Origin of the sequence: Klebsiella sp. RHBSTW-00215 (assembly GCF_014103785.1) — a bacterium.
GTDB lineage: Bacteria > Pseudomonadota > Gammaproteobacteria > Enterobacterales > Enterobacteriaceae > Klebsiella.
Genome location: NZ_JABXQS010000001.1, coordinates 3,441,242 through 3,467,027, shown reverse-complemented (window position 1 = coordinate 3,467,027; position 25,786 = coordinate 3,441,242). Strand labels below are relative to the sequence as shown.

General features: G+C 52.4%; 24 protein-coding genes, 5 tRNA genes and 1 other RNA gene. 6 read left to right on the top strand and 24 right to left on the bottom strand.

The genetic code is table 11. The features are described 5' to 3' along the window. Positions 1–24 precede the first annotated feature (24 nt). The 5 genes from HV127_RS16415 to aroG all read right to left on the bottom strand — a co-directional run bounded on the left by HV127_RS16415 (position 25) and on the right by aroG (position 6,279). Positions 25–801, bottom strand: a complete 777-nt coding sequence (locus HV127_RS16415) for an ABC transporter ATP-binding protein (RefSeq protein ID WP_182237285.1) — start codon at positions 799–801, stop codon at positions 25–27. Continuing rightward, positions 798–1,829, bottom strand: a complete 1,032-nt coding sequence (locus HV127_RS16410) for an iron ABC transporter permease (protein ID WP_182240692.1) — start codon at positions 1,827–1,829, stop codon at positions 798–800. Before HV127_RS16410 ends, HV127_RS16415 begins: the two co-directional genes overlap by 4 nt. Before the next feature lie 56 nt (positions 1,830–1,885). After that, entirely contained in the window at positions 1,886–2,872 is a 987-nt protein-coding gene (locus tag HV127_RS16405) for an ABC transporter substrate-binding protein (protein ID WP_182237283.1), read from the bottom strand. Between the two features lie 10 nt (positions 2,873–2,882). Further along, a complete protein-coding gene (locus HV127_RS16400; protein WP_228727530.1) occupies positions 2,883–4,958 on the bottom strand; it encodes a TonB-dependent siderophore receptor in 2,076 nt (691 codons plus the stop codon). 268 nt (positions 4,959–5,226) lie between these two features. Continuing rightward, complete coding sequence (gene aroG / locus HV127_RS16395) at positions 5,227–6,279, bottom strand: 3-deoxy-7-phosphoheptulonate synthase AroG (protein ID WP_110276815.1); 1,053 nt, start codon at positions 6,277–6,279, stop codon at positions 5,227–5,229. Positions 6,280–6,593: 314 nt separating this feature from the next. Here aroG and HV127_RS16390 point away from each other — a divergent pair, with 314 nt between their 5' ends. After that, a complete protein-coding gene (locus HV127_RS16390) occupies positions 6,594–6,965 on the top strand; it encodes a YbgS-like family protein (protein ID WP_182237279.1) in 372 nt (123 codons plus the stop codon). 117 nt (positions 6,966–7,082) lie between these two features. Continuing rightward, positions 7,083–8,027, top strand: coding sequence for a CDF family zinc transporter ZitB (zitB, locus tag HV127_RS16385; protein WP_182237277.1), 945 nt, complete (start codon positions 7,083–7,085; stop codon positions 8,025–8,027). Here zitB and pnuC read toward each other — a convergent pair. The 19 genes from pnuC to cydA all read right to left on the bottom strand — a co-directional run bounded on the left by pnuC (position 8,024) and on the right by cydA (position 20,016). Continuing rightward, positions 8,024–8,743: a nicotinamide riboside transporter PnuC gene (gene pnuC / locus HV127_RS16380; protein ID WP_182237275.1), complete on the bottom strand. Its 720-nt coding sequence runs from the start codon at positions 8,741–8,743 to the stop codon at positions 8,024–8,026. The genes zitB and pnuC overlap by 4 nt on opposite strands. Positions 8,744–8,778: 35 nt before the next feature. Then, positions 8,779–9,822, bottom strand: a complete 1,044-nt coding sequence (gene nadA, locus HV127_RS16375; RefSeq protein ID WP_182237273.1) for a quinolinate synthase NadA — start codon at positions 9,820–9,822, stop codon at positions 8,779–8,781. A gap of 357 nt (positions 9,823–10,179) precedes the next feature. Beyond that, positions 10,180–10,305, bottom strand: a non-coding RNA gene (locus HV127_RS16370) — RtT sRNA. Positions 10,306–10,334: 29 nt separating this feature from the next. Continuing rightward, positions 10,335–10,410, bottom strand: a tRNA-Lys gene (locus HV127_RS16365). Positions 10,411–10,443: 33 nt separating this feature from the next. Then, positions 10,444–10,519: transfer RNA gene (locus HV127_RS16360), tRNA-Lys, on the bottom strand. A gap of 46 nt (positions 10,520–10,565) precedes the next feature. Further along, positions 10,566–10,641: transfer RNA gene (locus HV127_RS16355), tRNA-Lys, on the bottom strand. A gap of 3 nt (positions 10,642–10,644) precedes the next feature. Next, a tRNA-Val gene (locus HV127_RS16350) sits at positions 10,645–10,720 on the bottom strand. Between the two features lie 26 nt (positions 10,721–10,746). After that, a tRNA-Lys gene (locus HV127_RS16345) sits at positions 10,747–10,822 on the bottom strand. Positions 10,823–10,984: 162 nt separating this feature from the next. Continuing rightward, positions 10,985–11,776 carry a cell division protein CpoB gene (gene cpoB, locus HV127_RS16340; RefSeq protein ID WP_110276820.1) on the bottom strand — a complete coding sequence of 264 codons (792 nt, stop codon included), beginning with the start codon at positions 11,774–11,776 and terminating at the stop codon, positions 10,985–10,987. A 9-nt stretch (positions 11,777–11,785) separates the two neighbouring features. Further along, positions 11,786–12,310: a peptidoglycan-associated lipoprotein Pal gene (gene pal / locus HV127_RS16335; RefSeq protein ID WP_110276821.1), complete on the bottom strand. Its 525-nt coding sequence runs from the start codon at positions 12,308–12,310 to the stop codon at positions 11,786–11,788. A gap of 34 nt (positions 12,311–12,344) precedes the next feature. Next, on the bottom strand, positions 12,345–13,637 hold the full coding sequence (gene tolB, locus HV127_RS16330; RefSeq protein ID WP_182240690.1) for a Tol-Pal system beta propeller repeat protein TolB: 1,293 nt from the start codon (positions 13,635–13,637) through the stop codon (positions 12,345–12,347). Between the two features lie 131 nt (positions 13,638–13,768). Next, positions 13,769–15,091, bottom strand: coding sequence for a cell envelope integrity protein TolA (gene tolA, locus HV127_RS16325; protein WP_182237271.1), 1,323 nt, complete (start codon positions 15,089–15,091; stop codon positions 13,769–13,771). A gap of 105 nt (positions 15,092–15,196) precedes the next feature. Then, positions 15,197–15,625 (bottom strand): colicin uptake protein TolR, encoded by a 429-nt coding sequence (tolR, locus tag HV127_RS16320; protein ID WP_087828655.1) that lies wholly within the window; start codon positions 15,623–15,625, stop codon positions 15,197–15,199. 3 nt (positions 15,626–15,628) lie between these two features. Further along, positions 15,629–16,321 (bottom strand): Tol-Pal system protein TolQ, encoded by a 693-nt coding sequence (gene tolQ, locus HV127_RS16315; RefSeq protein WP_110276824.1) that lies wholly within the window; start codon positions 16,319–16,321, stop codon positions 15,629–15,631. Further along, complete coding sequence (gene ybgC, locus HV127_RS16310) at positions 16,318–16,722, bottom strand: tol-pal system-associated acyl-CoA thioesterase (protein ID WP_110276825.1); 405 nt, start codon at positions 16,720–16,722, stop codon at positions 16,318–16,320. Before ybgC ends, tolQ begins: the two co-directional genes overlap by 4 nt. 149 nt (positions 16,723–16,871) lie before the next feature. Continuing rightward, on the bottom strand, positions 16,872–17,162 hold the full coding sequence (gene ybgE / locus HV127_RS16305; protein ID WP_004100327.1) for a cyd operon protein YbgE: 291 nt from the start codon (positions 17,160–17,162) through the stop codon (positions 16,872–16,874). After that, entirely contained in the window at positions 17,162–17,275 is a 114-nt protein-coding gene (cydX, locus tag HV127_RS16300; protein ID WP_004100325.1) for a cytochrome bd-I oxidase subunit CydX, read from the bottom strand. Before cydX ends, ybgE begins: the two co-directional genes overlap by 1 nt. 17 nt (positions 17,276–17,292) lie before the next feature. Next, entirely contained in the window at positions 17,293–18,432 is a 1,140-nt protein-coding gene (gene cydB, locus HV127_RS16295; protein ID WP_181482990.1) for a cytochrome d ubiquinol oxidase subunit II, read from the bottom strand. Between the two features lie 15 nt (positions 18,433–18,447). After that, positions 18,448–20,016: a cytochrome ubiquinol oxidase subunit I gene (gene cydA / locus HV127_RS16290; protein ID WP_182240688.1), complete on the bottom strand. Its 1,569-nt coding sequence runs from the start codon at positions 20,014–20,016 to the stop codon at positions 18,448–18,450. Positions 20,017–21,242: 1,226 nt separating this feature from the next. Here cydA and glmS point away from each other — a divergent pair. From glmS to HV127_RS16270, 4 genes are read left to right on the top strand one after another with little or no spacing between them, the layout of a single operon-like run. Beyond that, positions 21,243–21,692: a methylaspartate mutase subunit S gene (gene glmS / locus HV127_RS16285; protein ID WP_110276828.1), complete on the top strand. Its 450-nt coding sequence runs from the start codon at positions 21,243–21,245 to the stop codon at positions 21,690–21,692. After that, positions 21,692–23,080 carry a methylaspartate mutase accessory protein GlmL gene (glmL, locus tag HV127_RS16280; protein ID WP_182237269.1) on the top strand — a complete coding sequence of 463 codons (1,389 nt, stop codon included), beginning with the start codon at positions 21,692–21,694 and terminating at the stop codon, positions 23,078–23,080. Before glmS ends, glmL begins: the two co-directional genes overlap by 1 nt. Before the next feature lie 18 nt (positions 23,081–23,098). After that, positions 23,099–24,544, top strand: coding sequence for a methylaspartate mutase subunit E (locus tag HV127_RS16275; RefSeq protein ID WP_181482992.1), 1,446 nt, complete (start codon positions 23,099–23,101; stop codon positions 24,542–24,544). Beyond that, positions 24,544–25,785 (top strand): methylaspartate ammonia-lyase, encoded by a 1,242-nt coding sequence (locus HV127_RS16270; RefSeq protein ID WP_110276831.1) that lies wholly within the window; start codon positions 24,544–24,546, stop codon positions 25,783–25,785. Before HV127_RS16275 ends, HV127_RS16270 begins: the two co-directional genes overlap by 1 nt. Position 25,786 lies beyond the last annotated feature (1 nt).

Sequence of the window (25,786 nt, the reverse complement as noted above, 5' to 3'; positions counted from 1 at the left end):
ATAGCTCAAGCTATCCGGTTGCTTCTATACCCTGATAACCCCGTCCAGAATCACTTGTGACCTTCCCTGAGAACAGCGCTCAACTCGACTTTGCACATTGAACACTTCCGCCAAATTTTCAGTTGTAATCACCGCCTCCGGCGCACCGCTTGCCACCAGCTCCCCTTCTTTAAGCATCAGAACATGTTCGCCATGCTGCAAAGCGATGTTGATATCATGCACCACAACCAGCGTGACCATATTTCGTGCGCGGGTCTCCCTCGCGATTAAATCCATCACGTGAAATTGATAATTCAGATCGAGTGCGCTAAGAGGCTCATCCAGTAATAACAGCTGCGGGTGGCGGATGAGCGATTGCGCAAGCCCTACCAGCTGCCGCTGGCCGCCGGAAAGTTGGTCAAGATAGCGCAACGATAAATGAGCAATACCAAGCTGATCCAGCAATGTCAGAGCCTGTGCTTCTCTGTGGCGAGGCTCCCGATCACCCGATGCGCGCTGAGCAACAACAATTGATTCCAGTACCTGTAGGTGGACGCCCTGCGGCAGCGACTGCGGTAAAAACACCACTTTCTTTGCGCGTTCGGCAAAAGATAGCGATAGCAGGTTTTCTCCTGCCAATAGCACTTCGCCATACGCTTTGTTCAGCCCGGCCAATGAACGTAGCAGAGTCGATTTCCCACAGCCATTAGGCCCCAAAAGAACGGTGATTTTTCCGCAAGGGAGCTCTGAAATATTCAGATTGCGGATCACCGGCCTTTTAAGGTACCCGGCGTTGATTCCCCGAAGACTCAGGCCGCTCATGACATACTCCCGCGATGGCGCACAATAATGCTCAGGAAAAACGGTACGCCAACTAACGAGGTAACGATTCCGACGGGAATAATAATGCCAGGGAAAATATTCTTAGACGCAATAGAAGCCAGTGAAAGCACCAGCCCACCGGTCAACACGCTACCGGGTAGAAAAAAGCGATGGTCTTCGCCAAATAGCATGCGCGCAATATGCGGCGCTACAAGCCCGATAAAACCGATAGGACCGACAAACGCAACCGATAGCGCCGACAGTAAGCTAATACGCAGCAACGAAGATAAACGCAGGCGGCGTACATCAATGCCAAAGCTCATGGCCCGATCTTCCCCGAGACGTAGCGCCGTAAGCTGCCAGGCGCTGCGCATTGACCACATCATGACCATAACAAACGCCAGCGCCAGGGTGAGCAATTTTTCCCATGATGCTCGCGCCAGGCTGCCCATCGTCCAGAACACCAGTCCCTGCAAGGTGTCTTCATCGGCAATAAACTGCATCATCGACACCAGGGCATTGAAGGTAAAAACCAGTGCAATACCAAACAGCACTACCCCGGAGGTGGCGACGCGGGTCCAGCGGGTAATCCCATCCAGCAGCAGTGCGGACAATAAGGCAAAAACAAACGCATTCGCCGGAATAGCCCACGATGACGGCACTCCAGGAATGCTAATCCCCAATATAATGGCTAACGCTGCGCCGAATGCCGCCGCGGATGACACCCCAAGAGTGAATGGGCTGGCCAGCGGGTTATTCAGGATAGTTTGCATTTCAGCACCCGCCAGACCAAGCGCCATACCCACTAACAGCGCCATCAGCGCATAAGGCAAACGGATCTGCCAGACAATAATCCGCGTCCCAGGACTGACGCTCGCCGGATGCAAAAGGCTTTGCCAGAGTTCAGTAAGAGACAAGCCTGCCGGACCAAATGTAAAGTCCAGCAGCAGCGACACGATAATTGCCAGCGCTATCCCTAGCGCCAACAGTAGCCGTTTGCGTACGATCAGGCGATAGCGACGGCTAATCGACTCTAACGACCTCTCATCAGTAGGTTGCGACATAACAATCCTTCGAGGTCGGCCTATTTCGGCGGGTTGAGCACATCGTTAATCTGCGCATCATTGAGCGTTATGCCAAAGAATTGCTGATAAAAAAGACGCGTTTCCAGATCCATATCCACATCGGTAAAGCGCTGGGGGTAGAGCATTTTAGCCAACCAGAGGAACTGCATGGCCTCCTCGCTGGTCTCTCTACACCACCAAAACATCCCTTTCGGATTCACGTAAACACGATGGTTGAGTACAGCATCAACCTGTGACCACTGAGGAGAGGTCATAATCGTATCAGCATCGCGCTTATTCATCGCCACGATAACTGCTGGATTCGCCGCAACAATTCGCTCAAGCGGCACTTCCCCGGCACGATTCGGTTTATTCGTAAACCAGTTTTCAGCAATGTTCCTTGCGCCAGCAAGCTCCATCCAGTCCTGGTTAAGCGATGGTTTTCCGGTTGTGGTCAGCGGGTTTCCCATACTGTGATACACCGCAACGCGCTCATTCGGCGGCACATCTTTCAGGCGCTCTTTCACCAGCGCTACATTCTGCTCAAAATAGTGCTGGTAGCGTTTCGCTTTTTCCTGAGCATCAGGCCCCAGCACATCTGCCGTTTTTTGAATCCTTGAGGTCAGAGCCGGCATTGAGTTAGCCTCAAAAGCCAAAACCCGCACGCCTGCCTGCTCAAGCAGCGCTTGCTTCGGCACGGTCATCGATTTCGGCACAAACAGCAGTTGGGTACCTAATGAAATAATCTGCTCAGGATCAAGTTCATGGCCACTATTCACGCTTACAGCAGCAACATCATCAATGCGCGGCAAACTCTGACGAAACAACGGGATCTTTTTGGCGACCATCGACGTACCGACGATGTTATCGCCATAGCCCAGCATGGTAATGATGGTATTCTGCGCAGGCCACGGTGAAGCGATGCGAACGTCGCTGTGCGGTTGCGCAGCAAACACACCTCCCGCAACCAGCCAGACCAGAACCGCGAAAACATGATTAAACATCATCACTTACCCCTTAAAAATCAAAGGTTACAGTGGCGCGCACCTCTCGCCCGCTGCCAATAAAGGCGCTCGGCGAGCCATTGTCACCATCTGTACCTGACGGGAAAATTGATGCCCAATAATGCTTGTCGAACACGTTGTTCACGGCCACACGGAAGGTCGTCGGCAGGTTGTTGATTTTGGTAGTGTAACGAGTACCTAGATCCCAAGTGGTATAGCTGCTGGCCCACGCGGTGTTGGTATCGTTAGCCGCGCGCTTCCCGGTATAATGAACGTTCGCGCTATAAACCCACTGCGGCATCGACGGTAAACTGTATTCCGCCAGCAGGTTTGCCTGCACTTTAGGTACCCCAACAACCTGCTTATCGCTGGTGGAATCGCTGACGGTATCTTTCAGCTTCGGATTAAGGAACGTTACGCCGCTATAGATGTTCAGCCCTTGCCAGACGTTGCCGGATGCGGTGAGTTCCAGCCCGTTGTTAACCTGGTTCCCCTGATCTTTATACACATTGTCATTAGGATCTACGTATGCAAAAGGGCGCTCAAGGCGGAACAGCGCTGCACCAAGGTTCATCCCCGCTATATCGGCTTTTAGCCCCATCTCATACTGTTTACTACGATATGGGTCGAGGGTTTGTCCGGCATTTTTAATATCACTGTTCGTCGGCGCCGTTCCCCCCTGTTCCAGGGATTCTGCATAGCTCACATAGGCCATCACATTCGGCGTAATTTTATACATTACCGCCGCATTCGGGCTCAGGCCGTTTTCATCAATTTGAGCCGTTTTATCACCGCTTTTATCGTAATTTTTTGACTGGATCCAGCTCTGACTGAGGTAGAACATGGCGGACCACTTCGGCGTCAGCGTCACGGTATCCCCAATCGTAATGCTCTGCTGAGTATTAACACTGGATTTATAGCGCGAGCCGTTAGTGTTGATTTTGCCATCCCCCTGTTCGTACATTTCCGACGGATGATACATATTGGTCGTTCCCCAGTTATACGTCGCTCCGGTCCCTTTTGCGCCATAGATCGACCAGACGTAACCGGTAGTCGAGAGCGCAATATCATGACCGATAGAGCCCGTATCCACATGCCCGCTTAACGTCGCGGTATTGCTCAACACCCGGAAACGTCCCGCCGCCGTGGAGTCTTTCATTGAACGGCTGATATCGCCCTGATTATTGATTATTTTGCTGGAAACGCTACGCATTGCGCGGTCCGCCTGCTGCCAGCCCACCCCTGCAGTCAATGACCAGTCATCATTGAAATAATGAATCAGTCGCGTGCTCACGGTGTCGGTCGTCAGGTCATTACCGGCGGTACTGAGTGCGAGATTCTTATTTTTCCCATCGGGTGCGGAAGGCAGTTTGATCCCAGGGCCATAGCTAAAGCTGCCTGGATACCCCTTTTGAATAAACTCATAGTGGCTGGCATCCAGCTGCAGCTGAGTTCCCGGCTGAATATTCCAGTCCAGAGCAACGGAAAGCAGTTTGCGACGCAGCGTACTGTCATCCAGGTTACCCTCACCTTCCTGGTTCAACGCATTGACGCGATAGCCAAAGCGGTTTTCATCATCGAAATGTCCGCCTAGATCAGCCTGACCGGTGAAGGCGCTACGACTTTGATAACCCAGGGTAACTTTGCGCAGCGTCTCTTGTGTAGGACGTTTAGCGACAAAATTAAACTGTCCTGCCGGGCTTGCCGGGCCATAAAGCGCCCCGGTTAAGCTATTAAGAACGTCCAGTCGCTCAAGCATTTCGACCGGAAATGCCGTTGTGGAGACAATATTTAAGCCATCAAGTCGGCTATTCGCGACAACACTACCCTGCATGCCCCGGCTTTGCGGTCTGCCGACATCCATTCCACCGCGCGCCTGCATCTGCGTGCTGGGAGAATACTTCAGCAATTCGCTCACGCTGTGCGCCTGCTGGTTTTCAATCATCTCTTTGGTGACGGTCGTTGTGGAATACGGCGTCTCAACCCAGCTTCTGTTTCCCAGCGGTCCGATATCGATATCATTAGTTTTGAATCCGGAGCCAGATGCAGCATGCGTCGAATCATCTGAAGGTTTGCTAGTCACAACCATGACCTCTTCCGGGGAGGTTGCAGCGAAGGTGCTTTGTGGTGCCAGAGTAAGGAGCAAAGGGAAGAAAGATGCCACTTGGATGGATTTATTCATGATTAATATCTGTCGTTATGTAAAATTTTATACTACGATCGACAAATATGTAAAAATTTGATTTCAATCATCTCAAAAGTTTTAAACGCGGAATTAACCCTTTGTGATTAAAGAAAATTAAATACAAAAAAACCGGCTTCATTAGCCGGTTTTTATAACCTGGAAAACGCTTCAGCTAGCCACGACGCGCTTTTACCGCATCCGCCAGTTGACGCAGGATAACATCGGTATCTTCCCAGCCGATGCAGGCATCGGTAATACTTTTGCCGTAGGTCAGCGGCTCGCCGCTTTCGAGGTTCTGATTACCTTCCACCAGGTGGCTTTCAATCATCACGCCCATAATCGACTGTTCGCCGCCGGCAACCTGCTGACAGACATCCACGCCGACATCCATCTGCTTTTTAAACTGCTTGCTGGAGTTGGCATGGCTGAAATCAATCATGATCTGAGCAGGAAGACCCGCTTTCGCCAGACCAACCTTCACTTCAGCGACGTGCTGTGCGCTATAGTTCGGCTCTTTACCGCCGCGCAGGATGATATGGCAATCGCTGTTACCGCTGGTGTTCACGATAGCCGAATGACCCCACTTGGTCACCGACAGGAAGCAGTGCGGCGCACCGGCAGCATTAATCGCGTCAATCGCGACTTTAATCGTCCCGTCGGTACCGTTTTTGAAGCCCACCGGGCAAGAGAGGCCGGAAGAGAGTTCGCGATGCACCTGAGACTCGGTGGTACGCGCGCCAATCGCTCCCCAGCTCATCAGATCGGCAAGATACTGCGGGGTGATCATATCGAGGAATTCCCCGGCAGCAGGCAACCCGCTGTCATTGATATCCAGCAGCAGCTTACGCGCAATTCGTAGGCCATCATTGATGCGGAAGCTGTTATCCATATGCGGATCGTTAATCAGCCCTTTCCAGCCCACCGTGGTACGCGGTTTTTCAAAATAAACGCGCATCACAATTTCTAGCTCACCCTTCAGCTCTTCACGAAGCTTAAGCAGACGTTCAGCATACTCTTTCGCCGCCGCCGGATCGTGAATGGAACACGGACCAATCACCACCAGCAGGCGATCGTCATTACCTTTCAGGATCTGATGGATCGCTTTGCGAGCATGCGCAACGGTATTAGCCGCATTTTCGGTAGCAGGGAATTTCTCCAGGAGCGCAACGGGAGGTAATAATTCGTTGATCTCTTTAATGCGTAAGTCATCGTTCTGATAATTCATCTTATTTCCAGCGTTGCCATACCTATCTAGTTAAATGCAATCCCTCCAATCTATCTCTTCAGTCAAAAAGTGTAAACGTGATTTTACAGCACCGACAGAATACTCCTGGAATTAGGCTAAATTCGACCATAAAGTAGCGGAATGATGGCCATAAACTACAATTTTTAACTGTTAGAACTTAATTTTCTTTAGCATTCAGCATTATATATTATGCCGTTCGCTGATACCGAGCCTTTAACCATCGCGAGCTAAGCCTCTGATAAATGCACTGTTGGAAGCGTTATCCGACAAATCGACCATAACAGGAGCATCTAATGAAAACGAACAAACTCACCAGCCTTCTCCTCGCAGCAACCCTGAGCCTGGCCAGCGGCGCGGTTCTTGCCGCCGATACTGGCGCGCAATCTAATAACGGACAGGCCAACTCGGCAGCCGATGCCGGACAGGTCGCACCTGACGCACGCGAGAACGTCGCGCCTAACAATGTGGACAACGGCAACATTAATACTGGTTCCGGCAATACCAGCGGCACAATGCTCCACCCCGATGGCTCAAACATGAACCATGACGGCATGTCGAGCGATGAAGTGCATAAAAACTCGATGTGTAAAGATGGTCGTTGTCCGGATACCGATAAAAAAGTCGGCCAGGATGATGCCAGTAAAACTGACGGCACCACCCAGTAATCGTCGTGTGATGTTGATAATTGAGGAGAGCTCAGGCTCTCCTTTTGCATTTTGTTAAACTAAGAGCGCGATGTTGTCTTAAAGTAATAGGGAAAATAATAACGTAGGGATGGCGCCATGGGGCACTCACACTCGCATACTCCTGCTCAACAACCTGAAGATAATAATGCTCGCCGCCTGCTGCTGGCGTTCTGTATAACCGCCGGATTCATGCTGGTTGAAGTCGCTGGCGGACTGCTCTCAGGCTCATTGGCACTGCTGGCCGATGCCGGGCATATGCTTACCGACGCGGCAGCTTTGCTATTCGCTTTTTTAGCCGTTCACTTTGCCCGCCGTCCACCGAATACGCGCCACACCTTTGGCTGGCTGCGGCTGACCACGCTGGCGGCATTTCTCAACGCAATAGCCCTGGTGGTGATTACCATCCTGATCGTCTGGGAGGCCATCCAGCGCTTTCATCATCCTCAACCGGTTGCCGGTAAAACGATGATGATCATCGCCGTTGCCGGGTTGTTGGCCAATATCCTGGCATTCTGGATCCTGCATCGCGGCGGCGAGGAACGTAACCTCAACGTGCGGGCCGCCGCTCTGCACGTACTGGGGGATTTACTCGGTTCCGTCGGAGCGATAATCGCCGCAATAGTGATTCTTACCACCGGCTGGACGCCAATCGACCCGATTCTCTCCGTGCTGGTTTCGTGTTTGGTTTTGCGTAGCGCCTGGCGTTTGCTTCAGGAGAGTATCAATGAACTTCTGGAAGGTGCGCCGCGTTCGCTTGATGTCGATGCACTCAAGCGCGACTTACGCCGCTCAATACCGGAAGTGCGCGACGTTCATCATGTTCATGCCTGGCTGGTGGGTGAGAAAACGGTGATGACGCTGCATGTTCAGGTAGTGCCGCCGCACGATCACGATGGCCTGCTGGAGCGCATTCTGCATTTCTTACAGCACAAATATGCGATTGAACACGTTACGGTGCAGATGGAGTATCAGCCCTGTAGCGGCCCGGAGTGCCGTCTGAACATGTCGCACGCCGGGCATGAGCATCATCACCATCACTAACGAGAAAACGCGTGAGAACCGCGCTCACGCGCGCTGTTAATCCACATCCGGCTGCCGTTGAGTGCGATAAAGGTCAGAAGCAGATATTCGAGCGACATCGCATATACGCCCTGGAGCGCGAAAATAACTACGCTAATGACGTTGATAATCACCCACAGCAGCCAGTTCTCAACATACTTACGCGTCATCAGAATCATCGCCGCAATCGACAACACCATCATGCACGAGTCCCAGAATGGGAACGCGTCGGGCTGCAGCTCCGGCATCGCCACCTGCAACCCCAGCGTTTGCATGAGCACAACGGCAATGCGCGTCAGGAAGGCAAAGACCGGGTTGATAAACACCGTCATTAAGCCAATAGCGGCCACACAGGCCGCCAGCCAACCCAGCGCTTTAGGCAGCGGTAGCCAGCGTATTTGCAGCTCCGCCTGATTATCGCTGGTTTGCCGTGACCAGGCATACCAGCCGTAAACGTTGGCGGCGAAGAAAAATATCTGCAACAACAGGCTGGCATAGAGCTGAATCTGGAAGAAAATAATGGCAAACAGAGTGACGTTGATCAGCCCAAACGCATAGTTACTGATCTTCTCCAGGCTTGCCAACCAGATGCATAGCAGGCCTGCAACGGTGCCAACTGCTTCAATCCACGATAAGTCATATCCCCCGGCGCCAATGGGGATGTGCACTAATATGTTCTGCGTACTAAAAAAATCCATCTTATCCCCAGAGCGTGCTGTGACGCGGTAATGAGTTATCCCCGAAGTGTAGCCGCAAAATCGAGCATTCTGTTCAGCGGAACTAACGCGCCGGTACGCAGTTTCTCATCAACATGAATTTCATGTTCGACTCCTCCCCGCTCCAGCCCTTCAGCAATCGCTTTCAGGCCATTCATCGCCATCCACGGGCAGTGTGCACAACTGCGACAGGTTGCCCCTTCGCCCGCCGTCGGCGCTTCCAGCAGCTCTTTTTCCGGTACCTCCTGCTGCATTTTGTAGAAAATACCGCGATCGGTCGCCACAATCAGCTGCTTGTGTGGCAGCGTTTTAGCCGCGTTGATTAACTGACTTGTAGAACCCACGGCGTCGGCCATATCGACAATCGATTGCGGTGATTCCGGATGGACAAGTACAGCGGCATTTGGGTAAAGCGCCTTCATTCTTGCCAGAGCTTGAGTTTTGAATTCATCATGAACAATACAGGCACCTTGCCAGCAAAGGACATCGGCACCGGTCTGTTTTTGTACGTAGCTGCCTAAATGGCGATCCGGCGCCCAGATGATTTTTTCACCCATGCTATCCAGATGCTCAATGAGTTCCACGGCGATACTGGAGGTGACAACCCAATCAGCGCGCGCTTTCACCGCCGCTGAAGTATTGGCATAAACCACCACGGTGCGATCCGGGTGGGCGTCGCAGAACGCGTTAAATTCCTCAATCGGGCAGCCCAGATCAAGCGAACATTCCGCATGCAACGTGGGCATCAGGATGGTTTTTTCCGGGCTGAGGATTTTTGCCGTTTCACCCATAAAGCGCACGCCAGCAACCAATAGCGTTGAGGCGGAATGGCGAGCGCCGAAGCGCGCCATCTCCAGGGAGTCGGAGATACAGCCGCCGGTTTCTTCGGCCAGTTGCTGAATTTCCGGGTCGGTGTAGTAGTGGGCAACCATCACCGCATCGCGCTCGCGAAGCAGACGTTTTATTTTTTCACGATAAAAATGCTTCTCATCGCGGTTTAACGGCATTGGCTTCGGAGGAAAAGGATAAATCGCCGATTCCGGGTTAAACATTACGCTCATCTTGCAGTCTCGTTTTACTGGCTTAACTCAAAGACCGTTAATATGCCCATCAATGGTCTTCAAACGGTCATGGTGTTTTATATGCTAAACAAGATAGCCGATTGTACAGAAAATGTCGTGAGGAATTTGTTCACCAGACAGCATTTCCCGGAGGCGATGCTTCGCATCTGTCCGGGCTACCAAACCCGAAGAACGTACGAACCTTCGCATCTGTCCGGGCTACTGGCCTGTGCCAATTGTAGCCACGGTAAGCCCAGCGCGACGGTGGAATGGCGCAGCATTAAGGTATTGTGGATGGTTATAATTTTTGAGGAATGGCAGATAGCAAAAAAGCGCCTTTAGGGCGTTTTTTTACATTGGTGGGTCGTGCAGGATGACTCGCTTCGCTCGCCCTTCGGGCCGTCGCCGCAGACGGCTCCGTTGTCTCTCTTCGTTCGACTCGAACCTGCTGCAGGTTCGAATCTTGTATATCGCAGATAGCAAAAAAGCGCCTTTAGGGCGCTTTTTTACATTGGTGGGTCGTGCAGGATTCGAACCTGCGACCAATTGATTAAAAGTCAACTGCTCTACCAACTGAGCTAACGACCCCTTGCGGGATTTTACTGCTTGAAGTATTCAGGATGGTGGGTCGTGCAGGATTCGAACCTGCGACCAATTGATTAAAAGTCAACTGCTCTACCAACTGAGCTAACGACCCGCTCGGGTACTTCCTGAATCTTTCTTCACTCGTCACCAATTGAAATTGGTGGGTCGTGCAGGATTCGAACCTGCGACCAATTGATTAAAAGTCAACTGCTCTACCAACTGAGCTAACGACCCGAGTGGTGGGTGATGACGGGATCGAACCGCCGACCCCCTCCTTGTAAGGGAGGTGCTCTCCCAGCTGAGCTAATCACCCGATACTGCGCTGGATACATCTTTTAGTGGTGGGTCGTGCAGGATTCGAACCTGCGACCAATTGATTAAAAGTCAACTGCTCTACCAACTGAGCTAACGACCCACTATTTTTGTCGCTTTGGGCATATTCGATATCCCTTGGCAACGGCGGCATATATTACTGATTTCAGAATTCAGCGCAACAAAAATTTAGATAAAGATCACTTAACTGCTTAGGATTCATGCGACAAGACCAGAAATAACGCGATTTCTGGTCATGCCATAATCATCCGAGAGCGTTAAGGCGTTTTTGCGCTTGTTTTGCCCCATCGGTGCCAGGAAATTTACTGACCACCTGCTGGTAAACCGCCTTCGCTTTTGCCGTGTCACCTTTGTCCTGCATGATCACGCCGACTTTAAACATCGCATCGGGTGCCTTCGGGGATTTTGGGTAGTTTTTCACCACAGAAGCGAAATAATACGCTGCATCGTCTTTTTTACCCTTGTTGTAATTCAACTGACCGAGCCAGTAGTTGGCATTCGGCTGATAAGTTGAATCAGGGTACTTCTTGACGAAGTTCTGAAATGCCGCAAGGGCATCGTCCTGGCGAGAAGAATCCTTAACCAGGGCGATAGCCGCATTATAATCCGTGTTCGCATCGCCCGTCTGCGCCGGAGCGCCTGACGAAGCCGCTGGCGCAGTCGTGGTGGCCGCAGCCCCCTGATCGCCCGCAGATGTCTGCGTCTGTGCTCCTGTTGCACCTGATCCGCTGCTCAGACCATCGATCTGCAGCAAAATCTGCTTCTGGCGCTCAACAACCTGATTTAGCTGATACTGACTTTCCTGAATTTGACCACGCAGGGAATCAATATCGGACTGATTATCAGAGAGTTGTTGCTGGAGTTGGGTTAAAAGCTGGCTGTGAGCATTAGAAATACGCTCGAGTTGAGTGACGCGGTCTTCGACCGAGCCTGAGCCGACACTACTGATTGGCGCCTGAGCAAAAGCGGCCCAAGGGGCCGCTATGCCAACCAGTAACGACAGACTCAACAGATGATGTCTGAAGTTACTGCTCATGCAATTCTCTTAGTAAACCAGTACGGCGCGACGGTTTTTGGCGTAAGCCGCTTCGTCGTGGCCCAGTACTGCAGGTTTTTCTTTACCGTAAGAAACGATGGAGATCTGGTCAGCAGAAACACCTTTGCCCTGCAGATACATCTTAACGGCGTTAGCACGACGCTCACCCAGAGCGATGTTATATTCCGGAGTACCACGCTCATCCGCATGACCTTCTACAGTCACTTTATAGGATGGGTTGCTACGCAGGAAGTTAGCGTGCGCGTCCAGCATTGCAGCGAAGTCAGAACGGATATCGTATTTGTCCAGATCGAAGTAAACGATATTGTTCTGCTGCAGCTGTTGCATCTGCAGACGAGCCTGCTCTTCGGAAGACATGTTGCCGCCGTTCGCGTTACCGTCCATACCAGTGCCGGCACCCAGCATGCCTTCACCGCTCTGGTCGTTGCTTGCGTTCTTGTTAGAAGAACACGCCGCGATTGCCATAACCGGCAGAGCGATCATCAGCCCTTTCAGCACTTTGTTCAGTTGCATTTCTTTGATTCCTTTAATAATCAATTATTTATTATCACAGATACGGCGACCAGGCAGGTGATTTTACCTGTCCATCAGTTGCCGGAAGACGCGCTTTGAAACGCCCATCTGTAGAAACCAAATTCAGTACGGATCCCATCCCCTGAGAAGAGCTGTAGATTACCATAGTGCCGTTTGGTGCCAGACTTGGCGTTTCATCTAAAAACGTTGATGACAGAACCTGCACACCACCCGCTTCCAGATCTTGCTTAGCAATGTGCTGCTGACCACCGGCCGAGCTAACCATTACCATAGTTTTACCATCTGCGCTCACGTCTGCGTCCTGGTTTTGTGAACCTTCCCAGGTAATACGCTGCGGCGTGCCGCCATTAATATTGACTTTATACACCTGCGGACGACCGGCCTGGTCAGAAGTGAAGGCCAGGTTTTGACTATCCGGGAACCAGGTTGGTTCGGTGTTGTTGCTGCGACCGTTGGTGACCTGACGCATCTGACCAGAACCCAGATCCATCACGTACAGGTTCAGGCTACCGGTTTTCGACAGGGCGAAGGCCAGTTTGCTGCCATCCGGAGAGAACGACGGCGCGCCGTTGTGCTGCGGGAACGAAGCAATCTGACGCACAGAGCCGTTAGCCAGAGTCTGAACGACCAGCGCAGAGCGACCGCTTTCAAAGGTCACATAAGCCAGTTTCGCGCCGTCAGGAGACCAGGCCGGAGACATCAACGGCTGGGTGGAACGGTGGACGAGGAACTGGTTGTAGCCATCGTAGTCAGATACGCGCAGCTCATACGGGAACTGACCGCCGTTGGTCTGCACAACGTAAGCGATGCGGGTACGGAAGGCGCCCTTAATACCGGTCAGCTTCTCAAATACCGCATCACTAGCAGCGTGCGCAGCATAGCGCAGATACTGCTTAGTCACTTTGAATGAGTTTTGCGCAAGGACGGTACCCGGCGCACCGCCGGTATCCACCAGCTGGTAAGCGACGTTATAAGAACCGTCCGGGTTTTGCGTAACCTGGCCAACGACCACGGCGTCAACACCGAGCGCAGACCATGCCGCAGGCTGCACTTCCTGAGCGCTACCCGGCTGCTGAGGCAAACGCGAGCGATCGAGCGGATTAAACTTACCGCTGTTACGCAGGTCAGCCGCTACGATACCGCCGATATCTTCCGGTGCAGCACCCTGCCCCGCCCACTGGAACGGCACAACGCCAATTGGGCGTGCCGAGTCGACCCCTTGGGTAATCTCGATGCGTACTTCTGCGTGCAGCACTGCCGCCCACAGCATTAAAAAACCAAATGCTACTCGTAATGCCTGCTTCATCATATCTCCCTTATCCAGGCGGAAAGCCCACGATAATTTAGCAGAATGTTAACAAACTCAAATACACAAAACTACCAAAACCCTGGGACTACCGAAGTTTGTTTTCCCCGCATAAACGGGGAAGATCTCACTTATGGCTTAAAGTCCAGTGGCGCGTTTTTGAATGTTTCATAAATAGCCTGCGACGGCGGTTTAGGAAACTTCGTCATCCGGTTCGTCGCCGCCAGCATTTGCTGACAGAACGCCGGATCGCCACCTTCCGATTTCACACTTAACAATGTTCCATCCTGAGCCAGGTTCACACGCAAAGTACAGGTTTTGCCCTTATAGGTATCCCAGTCATAGAGATGGCCTCTAATCGCATTCTGAACCAGTTGACTATAGTTGTTAATCTCAGCCTGAGATGCCCCACCCTGCCCCTGCTTACTTCCTTTAGCAGGTGCAGAGCCCCCAGCGCTACCGCTGGTATTACCTTTCGGCGCATTCTTACCGGAGCTCAGGTCACCGAGCAGGCTGTCAACACCATCAGCTTCTTTCGCAGCAGCGGCTTTCTTGGCAGCTGCGGCCTTAGCGGCAGCAGCTTTAGCGGCTTTATCCGCTGCGGCCTTTTCTGCAGCGGCAGCTTTGGCTGCTGCTGCTTTCTCGGCTGCGGCTTTTTCCGCTGCGGCGGCTTTATCGGCTGCCGCTTTATCAGCAGCAGCTTTCTGGGCGGCAGCTTTTTCCGCGGCTTTATCTGCAGCGGCTTTTTCAGCAGCTGCCTGTTTAGCCGCTTCCTGTTGAGCTTTCTTCTCTGCCTGCTGCTGCGCTTTCTTCTCGGCTTCTTGCTGAGCTTTCTTCGCCGCATCGGCTTCGGCTTTCTTCTGTGCGTCCGCGGCCGCTTTCGCGGCTTCCGCTTCTGCCTGTTTCTTCGCATCAGCCGCCGCTTTTGCCGCAGCAGCTTCGGCGACTTTAGCCTGAGCGTCGGCCTTCGCTTTGGCGTCAGCAGCAGCTTTAGCAGCCGTTTCCTGCGCCTCTTTCGCCTGGGCGTCCGCTTTGGCCTTCGCCGCTGCAGCAGCTTCTGCTGCAGCCTGTTCGGCCTGTTTCTGTTGTTCTTTCGCTTCTTTAGCCGCTTCCTGCGCCTGCAGTCGATCTTGTTCCAGTTGTTTCAGCCTTTCCTGCTCGGCGGCCTGTTTTTCACGTAGCTCTTCCGCCTGCTGCTGAGCCTGCTTTTCCCGCTGCTCGGCGGCGCGACGGGCGCTGGCCTGCTGTTGCTGTTGGCGGTTGTAATTATTCACAACCGCTCCCGGATCGACCATTACCGCATCAATAGAAGAACCGCCGCCACCGCCGGCTGAAGCATCCAGATGCTCATCAAACGAACTCCAGATCAGCAGCGCTATCAATACGATGTGCAGCGCGACTGAAACTATGATCGCTCGTTTAAGCTTGTCGTTTTGTTCGGTTGCCTTTGACACTATCGGTTCCCAAAAACTGTTCGCCTGTGCCCGCTATATCTGCATGGCTACGATCTGCTTTCAGCTCATAGCCAACATTCTGGCGGGCGCACATATCTCGAGCGATTAGATCGGCTTGGTCATCAAGCCAACCGATTTAACCCCTGCGCTATGCAACAGGTTAAGCGCTTTAATAATTTCATCGTAAGGCACCTCTTTGGCGCCACCGATCAGGAATACCGTTTTCTCATTCGCCTCAAGTCGGCGTCTGGCTTCGGCAATAACCTGTTCCGGCGGCAGCTGCGACAGCGTTTCCGGGCCCACTTTCACGCTGTACTGCCCTACTCCGGAAACTTCAACAATCACCGGTGGATCGTCGTTGCTTTTCACCGCTTGCGATTCCGTTGCGTCCGGCAGGTCGACCTCTACGCTTTGCGTAATGATCGGCGCTGTCGCCATAAAGATCAGCAACAGCACCAACAGGACATCCAGCAGCGGAACGATGTTGATCTCGGACTTCAGTTCGCGACGTCCGCGTCCACGTGCTCTGGCCATGGCTTACCCCTTATTGCTTTCGCTGCTGGTAAACGCCTGACGGTGCAGAATGGCGGTGAACTCTTCCATAAAGTTGTCGTAGTTCAGTTCAAGTTTGTTCACTCGCTGGTTCAGACGGTTATAGGCCATAACCGCAGGAATAGCGGCAAACAGGCCGATTGCCGTAGCGATCAGCGCTTCGGCGATACCCGGTGCTACCATTTGCAGCGTGGCTTGTTTTACCGCGCCCAGCGCGATAAAGGCATGCATGATCCCCCACACGGTACCAAACAGACCAATATACGGGCTGATGGAACCCACCGTCCCGAGGAATGGAATATGCGTTTCCAGCGTTTCCAGTTCGCGGTTCATGGAAATGCGCATGGCTCGCGATGCCCCTTCAACGACGGCCTCTGGCGCATGGCTATTGGCACGATGTAACCGGGCAAATTCTTTGAAACCGCTGTAGAAGATTTGTTCCGAACCGCTCAGATTATCGCGACGGCCCTGGCTCTCCTGATACAGGCGAGAAAGCTCAATACCGGACCAGAATTTATCTTCAAACGCCTCAGCTTCACGCGATGCCGAATTGAGGATACGCGTTCTCTGAATAATAATGGCCCAGGAAGCGATAGAAAAACCAATCAAAATCAACATGATAAGTTTAACCAGAAGGCTCGCCTTCAGGAACAAATCAAGGATATTCATGTCAGTCACTGCTTAAACTCCGCGACAATAGACTTGGGAAGCGCACGAGGCTTCATTAAGAGTGGATCAACGCACACGATAAGAACCTCAGCTTCATTCAAAACGACGTTCTCGGCGTTGACGATTCGCTGCGTGAAAACCAAAGAGGTGCCTCGCATCGAGGTTATTTCCGTCTGGATTTCGAGCATGTCGTCGAGTCTGGCGGGCGCAAAATACTCCAGAGTCATTTTGCGAACCACGAAGGCAACTCGTTCAGCCAGCAAAACCTGCTGACTGAAGTGATGGTGGCGCAGCATCTCTGTGCGTGCTCTTTCATAAAAAGCGACGTAGCTGGCGTGGTAAACCACACCACCGGCGTCGGTGTCTTCGTAATAGACCCGAACCGGCCATCGAAACAGCGTTGTATTCACTTTACATCCCGGTAATGCAACAAAAGATTAGTGCTTTCAAACTTCGCTACTATACGCGCGGGAATCGTGGTTTGGAATGGGAGAAAGTAAACGGCGAGTAAATTTTTATGGGCTTATGCAAGCCCATATGATTAACAGAGATTTCTTATTCAAAAGAAGAAAAAGAACAGGCCCAAAACGAGCACAATATCAGCGATGAGTGGACAAAAAATTCCCTGCCAGTGAATAGCACGCGGACGAAAACCCACGCCGTGGATAACGCCGGTACAAACCGCCCACATCAGCAGGAAACCATGCCAGATTTCCAGCTCGCTGGTTTTCGCCGCAAAGCGCGACGGATCCCAGAAGATACAGCCAGCTAACGCCAGCGCCATCAATAAGGAAAGCGCCCTTAACGGGCGCTTGTCCATTATCGCATACAGAGTAGCGATAATACTCATCAGTGTTCTTCTTTACCTGCTTTGGTAGCTTCCACGTGCTCTAGCGCCAACGCGGTAATCACTCCAAAGGCACAAGCAAGAAGCGTTCCTAAAATCCATGCGAAATACCACATATATATAGCTCCTTACCTTAGTACAGCGAGTGGGTGTTCTTTTCAATGTCTTCGCGAGTGATGCGTCCGAACATTTTCCAGTAACACCAGGTGGTGTAAGCCAGAATAATCGGTACAAACACAATCGCCACGTAAGTCATCAGGTTCAGCGTCATCTGGCTGGAAGTCGCATCCCACATGGTCAGGCTAACGTTCATCATAGTGCTTGATGGCATGACGAACGGGAACATCGCAATACCAGCGGTCAGGATGATGCAAGCCAGCGTCAGGGAAGAGAACAGGAACGCCCAGGCGCCTTTATCTGCTTTCGTCGAGATGACGGTCAGCAGCGGCAGCACCACGCCCAGGACAGGAATCGCCCACAGCGCTGGCATATTGTTAAAGTTCACCATCCAGGCACCAGCTTCACGCGCCACTTCTTTGGTCAGCGGGTTAGATGGGGCAGTATGATCCATGACGGACTTCACCACATAGCCATCGATACCGTAGTAAACCCAAACACCCGCCAGCGCGAAGCAAACCAACGTCACCAGCGCCGCAATCGTAGAAACGGAGCGAGTGCGCAGGTGCAGTTCACCGACGGTACGCATTTGCAGATAGGTTGCGCCCTGGGTCAGGATCATCGCCACGCTAACAATACCGGCCAGCAGACCAAACGGGTTCAGCAGTTGGAAGAAGTTACCGGTGTAGTACAGGCGCATATATTCGTCCATATGGAACGGAACGCCCTGAAGCAGGTTACCGAAAGCCACACCAATCACCAGCGGCGGCACGAAGCTACCGATGAAAATTCCCCAGTCCCACATGTTACGCCAGCGGGTGTCTTCAATCTTCGAACGGTAGTCGAAACCAACCGGACGGAAAAATAAAGACGCCAGCACCAGCACCATTGCCACGTAGAAGCCGGAGAAGGCAGCAGCATAAACCGCCGGCCAGGCAGCAAACAGTGCGCCACCCGCGGTGATCAGCCATACCTGGTTTCCGTCCCAGTGTGGGGCAATGGAGTTAATCATAATTCGACGCTCGGTGTCGTTACGACCGAGGAAACGGGTGAGCATGCCCACCCCCATGTCGAAGCCATCGGCGACAGCAAAACCAATCAGCAGTACACCAATCAGCAGCCACCAGATAAAACGCAATACTTCATAATCGATCATTTGACGACTCCTGTCTTAGCGTGCCGGCTGAGTAGTCGCGGAAGACTGCTCAAAGTGGTAACGACCGGTTTTCAGGCTGCTTGGGCCACGGCGCGCGAATTTGAACATCAGGTACAGCTCCGCCACCAGGAACAGGGTATACAGACCACAAATCAGCAGCATCGAGAAGATCAGGTCGCCCGCGGTCAGCGACGAGTTAGCGACGGCCGTTGGTAGCACCTCACCTATCGCCCACGGCTGACGGCCATATTCCGCCACGAACCAACCGGATTCGATAGCAATCCACGGCAGAGGAATGGAATACAGCGCGATGCGCAGCAGCCATTTTTTCTCGCCTATCTGGTTACGGATAACCGTCCAGAAGGAAACCGCAATGATCGCCAGCATCAGGATGCCGCATGCCACCATGATACGGAAGGCAAAATAGAGCGGCGCAACAGCAGGAATGGAGTCTTTGGTCGCCTTAGCAATCTGCTCTTCCGTCGCGTCAGCGACGTTTTCGGTATAGCGTTTCAGCAGCAGACCATAACCAAGATCTTTCTTAACATCGTTAAACCGATCGCGAACGGTTTGGTCGGTTGAACCAGCGCGCAGTTGTTCCAGCAGCGAGTAGGCTTTCATCCCGTTACGGATACGCTCTTCGTGCTGAATCATCAGGTCTTTCAGGCCGGTAACCTGTTTATCCACGGAGCGAGTGGCAATGATGCCCAACGCGTAAGGGATTTGAATCGCGAAGTGGTTTTCCTGCGCATCCTGATCGGGAATACCAAACAGGGTAAAGGAAGCCGGAGCCGGCTGCGTTTCCCATTCGGCTTCGATAGCCGCGAGTTTGGTTTTCTGCACGTCGCCCATTTCGTAACCGGATTCATCACCGAGAACGATAACGGAAAGGATAGCCGCCATACCGAAGCTGGCAGCGATAGCGAAGGAACGCTTAGCAAAAGCGAAGTCACGGCCGCGCAGCATATAGTAGGAGCTGATGCCGAGGACGAACATCGCGCCGCAAACGTAGCCAGAAGCAACGGTGTGGACAAACTTAACCTGAGCGACAGGGTTCAGGACCAGCTCAGAGAAGCTGACCATTTCCATACGCATGGTTTCAAAGTTGAAGTCCGACGCAATCGGGTTCTGCATCCAGCCGTTAGCAACGAGGATCCACAGTGCTGACAGGTTGGAACCCAGCGCCACCAGCCAGGTCACCGCCATGTGCTGAACTTTGCCCAGACGATCCCAACCGAAGAAGAACAGACCTACAAAGGTAGATTCGAGGAAGAAGGCCATCAGACCTTCAATGGCCAGCGGCGCACCGAAGATATCGCCCACATAGTGAGAGTAGTAAGACCAGTTAGTCCCGAACTGGAACTCCATGGTCAGACCGGTTGCCACACCCAAAGCGAAGTTGATACCAAACAACTTGCCCCAGAATTTGGTCATATCTTTATAAATCTGTTTGCCGGAAAGGACGTAGACCGTTTCCATAATGGCCAGCAGGAACGCCATACCGAGCGTCAGTGGCACAAAAAGGAAGTGGTACATCGCGGTCAAGGCAAACTGTAAGCGCGACAGTTCGACTATATCTAACATCATGACTCCTTGCTCATCGCATGAAGACTCCGAGAGTGAACCCCGTTAGAAAGGGTCACACGCATGCCCCAATACACAAATTTATTTGCGTCTTATCGCCACCGCCGTTTCGCCAGGAATCAGGAAACGGTAGTCGTGAAAAGTTACAAACATGTTAACAAAACACCCAAATTGATCCCGTGATTATATTACGCCGCAAAACCCTTACAATAAATAGGTTTTTATTGAGATAAATTTGCAGTTTTCGACGGCGATCAATTTATAGCGAAAATACCGGTTTTCGGTCAATTTGATCCGCGACAATTTAACTCCATTTCATATTCTTTTCCAAGTTTTAAACATTGATTTAAATCAATTTTCATTTTAAATGTTAATTATGTTTATCTTGTTCACCTCTAGTAAATCCAAGGTTAACGATATGTTTTACAACAGTATCATCGGTTACTGAAAATGATAGTCGATTTATTTAATCCCGGAGCGGAATTTAATGAGCGGAAGAATAGCAGTCAAAACTGAGCCATAAACTGATAATGACGTGTAGCTCACAGATTTTTTTTATCAAGTCAGCACCCTATATTTTTTACTTATTTTATTTATCATTGATTTTACCTTTAATTAACACACCTGCGTAACTATCTCATTCTCAAGTAAATGCACTGCATAACAGCCCCCTCCTCTGCAGTCAGAACGACTTCCCCAGCCTCGCTATCGACAAAGCGCCCTTTTCCCCCTGACGATGTTCATCGGGTCGATTTACGCCCTCTTCGTACTCGCCAACAAAAATGAAATATAAAAATCACATATCGCCATTTTTTATCTTTAATATAACAATTTGATTTTTTGTATATATAAACGACTGTCTAAATTCCGTTATGCGGCTCACAAAACAATTTAAAGAATTGTATCCCTTACTTATTAAAAAAAAGACCAATTAACTAAAAACAAAATAAGACCTTGCTCACAAACATCACAACGCATTTATTAGACCCACGCTAAGCAACAATACCTCGGTGTAAAAATAAAAATATAACCATATGATATTTAACGACTTTAAAAACAAAAATCAAAAACGAGAGTTTTTCGAAAGATATTCTGAAAATAGATCAATTGCTTCCCCCCTACTAACCACAGACACTCCAGCCCTATTAACAGGCAGCCGGAATCAACGCTGCTAAATATTAAAAGTCGTTTTTATTTTAGACCATCAGCCCTACAGAGGATTACCCATGAAGAAATCAACACTTGTTATTGGCGTCATTGGTGCTGACTGCCATGCAGTAGGTAATAAAGTTCTGGACCGCGTTTTTACTGGCCATGATTTTCGCGTAATCAATCTGGGGGTGATGGTAAGCCAGGATGAATATATTGATGCCGCCATCGAAACCGGTGCTGACGCCATTGTCGTGTCATCCATTTACGGTCACGGCGATATCGACTGCCTGGGACTGCGCGAACGCTGCATCGAACGCGGTATTGGCGACATTCTCCTCTTCGTCGGCGGTAATCTGGTCGTCGGCAAACACGATTTTGCCGATATTGAAGCTAAATTCAAAGAGATGGGCTTTAACCGCGTCTTCGCTCCAAGCCACGATCTTGAAGATGTCTGCCAGCTCATGGCCAATGACATAAATCAGCGCCACGGCGTCGAGCAGCGCTGCCTGGAAGAGGCTATCTGATGCAGACCGTCTCTGTCGATATCGGCTCGACGTGGACCAAAGCAGCCCTCTTCGCGAAGGAGGGAGATGCATTAACGCTGGTTAACCACGTTCTGACCCCGACCACTACGCATCACCTGGCAGACGGTTTTTTTGCCAGCCTGAATCAGGTGCTAAACGTTGCCGATGCTCGTCCCCTGCTCAATAGCGGTGAAGTGACGCTAAAGTATTCCTCGTCGGCAAAAGGCGGTCTTGCCGTCGCTGCCATGGGGCTGGTGCCATCCATCACCCTGGAATCTGCAAAGGTGACCGCCCACTCGGCGGGGGCGAAAATCGCCCAGTACTACTCGTATAAACTCAACCGCCACGATATCGAGTCGCTGGAGGCCTCGCCGCCGGATATCCTGCTATTTACCGGCGGAACGGACGGCGGCGAAGAGAGCTACGGCCTGGCCAATGCCCATGCGCTGGCAGAGTCAACGCTCGACTGCGCCATTATCTACGCCGGAAATCGTGATATTCAGGACGACGTGCAGGCTATCCTGGGGCATAAAGATCTGACCACGGTGGACAACATTCTGCCCGACCTCGATCACCCGAATCCTTACGCTGCCCGCAAAGCAATTTGCGATGTGTTCTTGTCGCGTATCGTCAAAGGTAAAGGGCTGGACGTGATCGTCGGTGAAACCGGTGAAGAGCCGATGCCGACCCCGTGGACCGTTTATGAGCTGGTCAAAGCCATCAGCGACTACGACAGCGCATGGAAAGAGTTCATGCTGATCGACATGGGCGGCGCCACCACCGATGTCTATTCCGCCAGCGCGAACACCCTCTCACCCGATACCGTCCTGCACGGGGTTCCTGAACCGTTTGTTAAACGCACGGTAGAGGGCGATCTCGGAATGCGCGTCTCAGCGGTAGTGGTTGGCGAAAGCACTCATGAGCTGGTGAAGGTGGTCTTTGCTCAACAGCCGGAACGTCAGGAGGCCTTTTACGGCTATCTGCGCCATCTGGTCGCCCATCCCGATTATCTGCCGCAAGGCGCCGAAGAGACATTCTTCGACTCCCTGCTCGCCGGACTGTGCGTCGGCTACGCCAGCGAACGCCACGCGGGCACCAAAAAACAGGTTTGCACCTGCGTGGGCAACGTCGATTTACAGATGGGCCGCGACCTGACCACCGTACGCAAAGTCGTCGGTTCCGGCGGATGGCTCTCCCGCGCCAGCCAGTTCGACATCCATAGCTGGCTGAAGTACCGCGAGCTGGACGACGACGGCAGACGCATTCTCTTACCCACTCAGTTTGAATATTACCGCGATGCTAAAGGCCTGCTTCCTCTACTGGCAAACGTTGCCAGGCTCTACCCAGAACTTGCCGCCCGCACCAGCATTCAGTGTTTAACCCTATAAAATTTAAGGCAACGACGAATGGAACTCCGCAATAAAAAGCTAACCCATGATGAATTCATGACCGAGCGGCATCAGGTATTGCAGACCTGGCAGACCGGGAAAGATGTTGAGAAATTCGAAGATGGCGTGAAGTACCAGCAAACCATTCCTGAGAAAAAACGCTTTTCTCACGCCCTGCTGAAAGCCGATCAGGAAGGGAAAACCTTGAGCCAGCCGCGCGCGGGCGTAGCACTCATGGATGAGCACATCGAACTGCTTAAAACGCTGCAGGTAGAGTGCGACCTGCTGCCCAGCACCATTGATGCCTATACCCGTCTGAACCGTTATGAAGAGGCGGCGATTGGGATTCAAAAATCCATCGAAGCGGGAACGTCCAAACTGAACGGCCTGCCGGTGGTCAACCACGGCGTCGCTGAATGCCGTAGAATGACCGAGTCGCTGGAAAAACCGGTTCAGGTGCGCCACGGCACGCCGGATGCGCGTCTGTTAGCTGAAATATCAATGGCCAGCGGCTTTACCAGCTACGAAGGCGGCGGTATCTCCTATAACATCCCTTACGCCAAGCGCGTCACCCTGGAAAAATCAATTCGTGACTGGCAGTACTGCGACCGCCTGATGGGCCTGTATGAAGAACACGGCATCCGCATTAACCGCGAGCCGTTTGGCCCACTGACCGGCACGCTGATCCCACCGTTTATGTCCCACTCGGTGGCGATTATCGAAGGTCTGCTGGCGCTGGAACAGGGCGTGAAATCCATCACCGTCGGCTACGGCCAGGTCGGTAGCCTGACGCAGGATATCGCGGCGATTCAATCCCTGCGCGAACTGTCGCACGAATACTTCGGCAATTACGGCTTCGACGATTATGAGCTGAGTACCGTCTTCCACCAGTGGATGGGCGGCTTCCCGGAAGATGAATCGAAAGCGTTCGCCATTATCTCCTGGGGCGCGGCGGTGGCCGGTATGTCCGGCGCGACCAAAGTGATTACCAAGAGCCCGCACGAAGCCTTCGGCATTCCGACCGCCGCAGCAAACGCCCAGGGTCTGAGAGCCTCGCGCCAGATGCTCAACATGGTCAGCGACCAGAAATTTCCGCCATGCGCTGCCGTTGAACAGGAAGTAGACCTGATCAAGAGCGAAGTTCGCGCCGTACTGAAGAGAGTTTTCGAACTGGGCAACGGCGATATCGCTCGCGGCACGGTACTGGCTTTCGAAGCCGGCGTGCTGGATGTGCCTTTCGCTCCGGCCTCTTGTAACGCGGGCAAAATCCTGCCGGTTCGCGATAACTCAGGCGCCATTCGCGTGCTTGAAGCCGGCGCGGTTCCGCTGCCAAAAGACATTCTCGCCCTGCACCATGATTACGTCGCCGAGCGTGCGAATTTCGAAGGACGCAAGCCTTCATTCCAGATGGTTGTTGATGACATCAACGCTGTATCCCACAGTAAATTAATAGGAAGACCATAATGAAAATTAAACAGGCCCTTTTTACCGCTGGCTACTCTTCATTCTATTTTGACGACCAGCAGGCGATTAAAAATGGCGCGGGTCATGATGGATTCATGTATACCGGCGCGCCGGTTACCCCGGGCTTTACGTCGGTGCGCCAGGCGGGCGAGTGCGTCTCGGTACAGCTGATTCTGGAAAATGGCGCGGTGGCAGTCGGTGATTGCGCCGCCGTACAGTACTCCGGCGCGGGCGGCCGCGATCCGCTGTTCCTGGCGGAAAACTTTATCCCGTTCCTCAATGATCATATCAAACCGCTGCTCGAAGGCCGCGATGTCGATGCGTTCCTGCCGAACGCCCGCTTCTTCGACAAGCTGCGTATCGACGGCAATCTGCTGCATACCGCCGTCCGCTACGGCCTGTCTCAGGCGCTGCTCGACGCCACCGCGCTGGCAAGCGGTCGCCTGAAGGCGGAAGTGGTTTGCGACGAGTGGCAGCTGCCGTGCATCCCGGAAGCGATTCCTTTATTTGGTCAGAGCGGCGATGACCGCTACATCGCCGTCGACAAGATGATCCTCAAAGGCGTGGACGTGCTGCCGCACGCGCTGATCAACAATGTGGAAGAGAAGCTGGGCTTTAAAGGCGAAAAATTGCGTGAGTATGTGCGCTGGTTGTCCGACCGAATCCTCAGCCTGCGTACCAGCCCACGCTATCACCCGACGCTGCACATTGATGTCTACGGCACCATCGGTCTGATCTTCGATATGGACCCGGTGCGCTGCGCCGACTATATCGCCAGCCTGGAGAAAGAAGCGCAAGGTCTGCCGCTCTATATAGAAGGCCCGGTAGATGCCGGTAACAAACCGGATCAGATCCGTATGCTGACCGCCATCACTAAAGAGCTGACTCGTCTGGGTTCCGGCGTGAAGATTGTCGCCGACGAATGGTGCAATACCTATCAGGACATCGTTGATTTCACCGATGCCGGTAGCTGCCACATGGTGCAGATAAAAACCCCGGATCTTGGCGGTATTCACAACATCGTGGACGCGGTGCTGTACTGCAACAAACACGCGATGGAAGCCTATCAGGGCGGTACCTGCAACGAAACCGAGATCAGCGCCCGCACCTGCGTACACGTCGCGCTGGCCGCACGTCCTATGCGCATGCTGATCAAACCAGGCATGGGCTTCGATGAAGGTCTCAACATCGTGTTTAACGAAATGAACCGCACCATCGCGCTGTTGCAGACTAAGGATTAAG

Excerpts from the sequence above, each read along its gene's own strand:
- HV127_RS16415 (WP_182237285.1), bottom strand. The coding sequence starts at position 801 with ATGAGCGGCCTGAGTCTTCGGGGAATCAACGCCGGGTACCTTAAAAGG.
- HV127_RS16405 (WP_182237283.1), bottom strand. The coding sequence starts at position 2,872 with ATGATGTTTAATCATGTTTTCGCGGTTCTGGTCTGGCTGGTTGCGGGA.
- HV127_RS16400 (WP_228727530.1), bottom strand. The coding sequence starts at position 4,958 with ATGGTTGTGACTAGCAAACCTTCAGATGATTCGACGCATGCTGCATCT.
- aroG (WP_110276815.1), bottom strand. The coding sequence starts at position 6,279 with ATGAATTATCAGAACGATGACTTACGCATTAAAGAGATCAACGAATTA.
- HV127_RS16390 (WP_182237279.1), top strand. The coding sequence starts at position 6,594 with ATGAAAACGAACAAACTCACCAGCCTTCTCCTCGCAGCAACCCTGAGC.
- zitB (WP_182237277.1), top strand. The coding sequence starts at position 7,083 with ATGGGGCACTCACACTCGCATACTCCTGCTCAACAACCTGAAGATAAT.
- pnuC (WP_182237275.1), bottom strand. The coding sequence starts at position 8,743 with ATGGATTTTTTTAGTACGCAGAACATATTAGTGCACATCCCCATTGGC.
- nadA (WP_182237273.1), bottom strand. The coding sequence starts at position 9,822 with ATGAGCGTAATGTTTAACCCGGAATCGGCGATTTATCCTTTTCCTCCG.
- cpoB (WP_110276820.1), bottom strand. The coding sequence starts at position 11,776 with ATGAGCAGTAACTTCAGACATCATCTGTTGAGTCTGTCGTTACTGGTT.
- pal (WP_110276821.1), bottom strand. The coding sequence starts at position 12,310 with ATGCAACTGAACAAAGTGCTGAAAGGGCTGATGATCGCTCTGCCGGTT.
- tolB (WP_182240690.1), bottom strand. The coding sequence starts at position 13,637 with ATGAAGCAGGCATTACGAGTAGCATTTGGTTTTTTAATGCTGTGGGCG.
- tolR (WP_087828655.1), bottom strand. The coding sequence starts at position 15,625 with ATGGCCAGAGCACGTGGACGCGGACGTCGCGAACTGAAGTCCGAGATC.
- ybgE (WP_004100327.1), bottom strand. The coding sequence starts at position 17,162 with ATGAGTATTATCGCTACTCTGTATGCGATAATGGACAAGCGCCCGTTA.
- cydX (WP_004100325.1), bottom strand. The coding sequence starts at position 17,275 with ATGTGGTATTTCGCATGGATTTTAGGAACGCTTCTTGCTTGTGCCTTT.
- cydB (WP_181482990.1), bottom strand. The coding sequence starts at position 18,432 with ATGATCGATTATGAAGTATTGCGTTTTATCTGGTGGCTGCTGATTGGT.
- cydA (WP_182240688.1), bottom strand. The coding sequence starts at position 20,016 with ATGTTAGATATAGTCGAACTGTCGCGCTTACAGTTTGCCTTGACCGCG.
- glmS (WP_110276828.1), top strand. The coding sequence starts at position 21,243 with ATGAAGAAATCAACACTTGTTATTGGCGTCATTGGTGCTGACTGCCAT.
- glmL (WP_182237269.1), top strand. The coding sequence starts at position 21,692 with ATGCAGACCGTCTCTGTCGATATCGGCTCGACGTGGACCAAAGCAGCC.
- HV127_RS16275 (WP_181482992.1), top strand. The coding sequence starts at position 23,099 with ATGGAACTCCGCAATAAAAAGCTAACCCATGATGAATTCATGACCGAG.
- HV127_RS16270 (WP_110276831.1), top strand. The coding sequence starts at position 24,544 with ATGAAAATTAAACAGGCCCTTTTTACCGCTGGCTACTCTTCATTCTAT.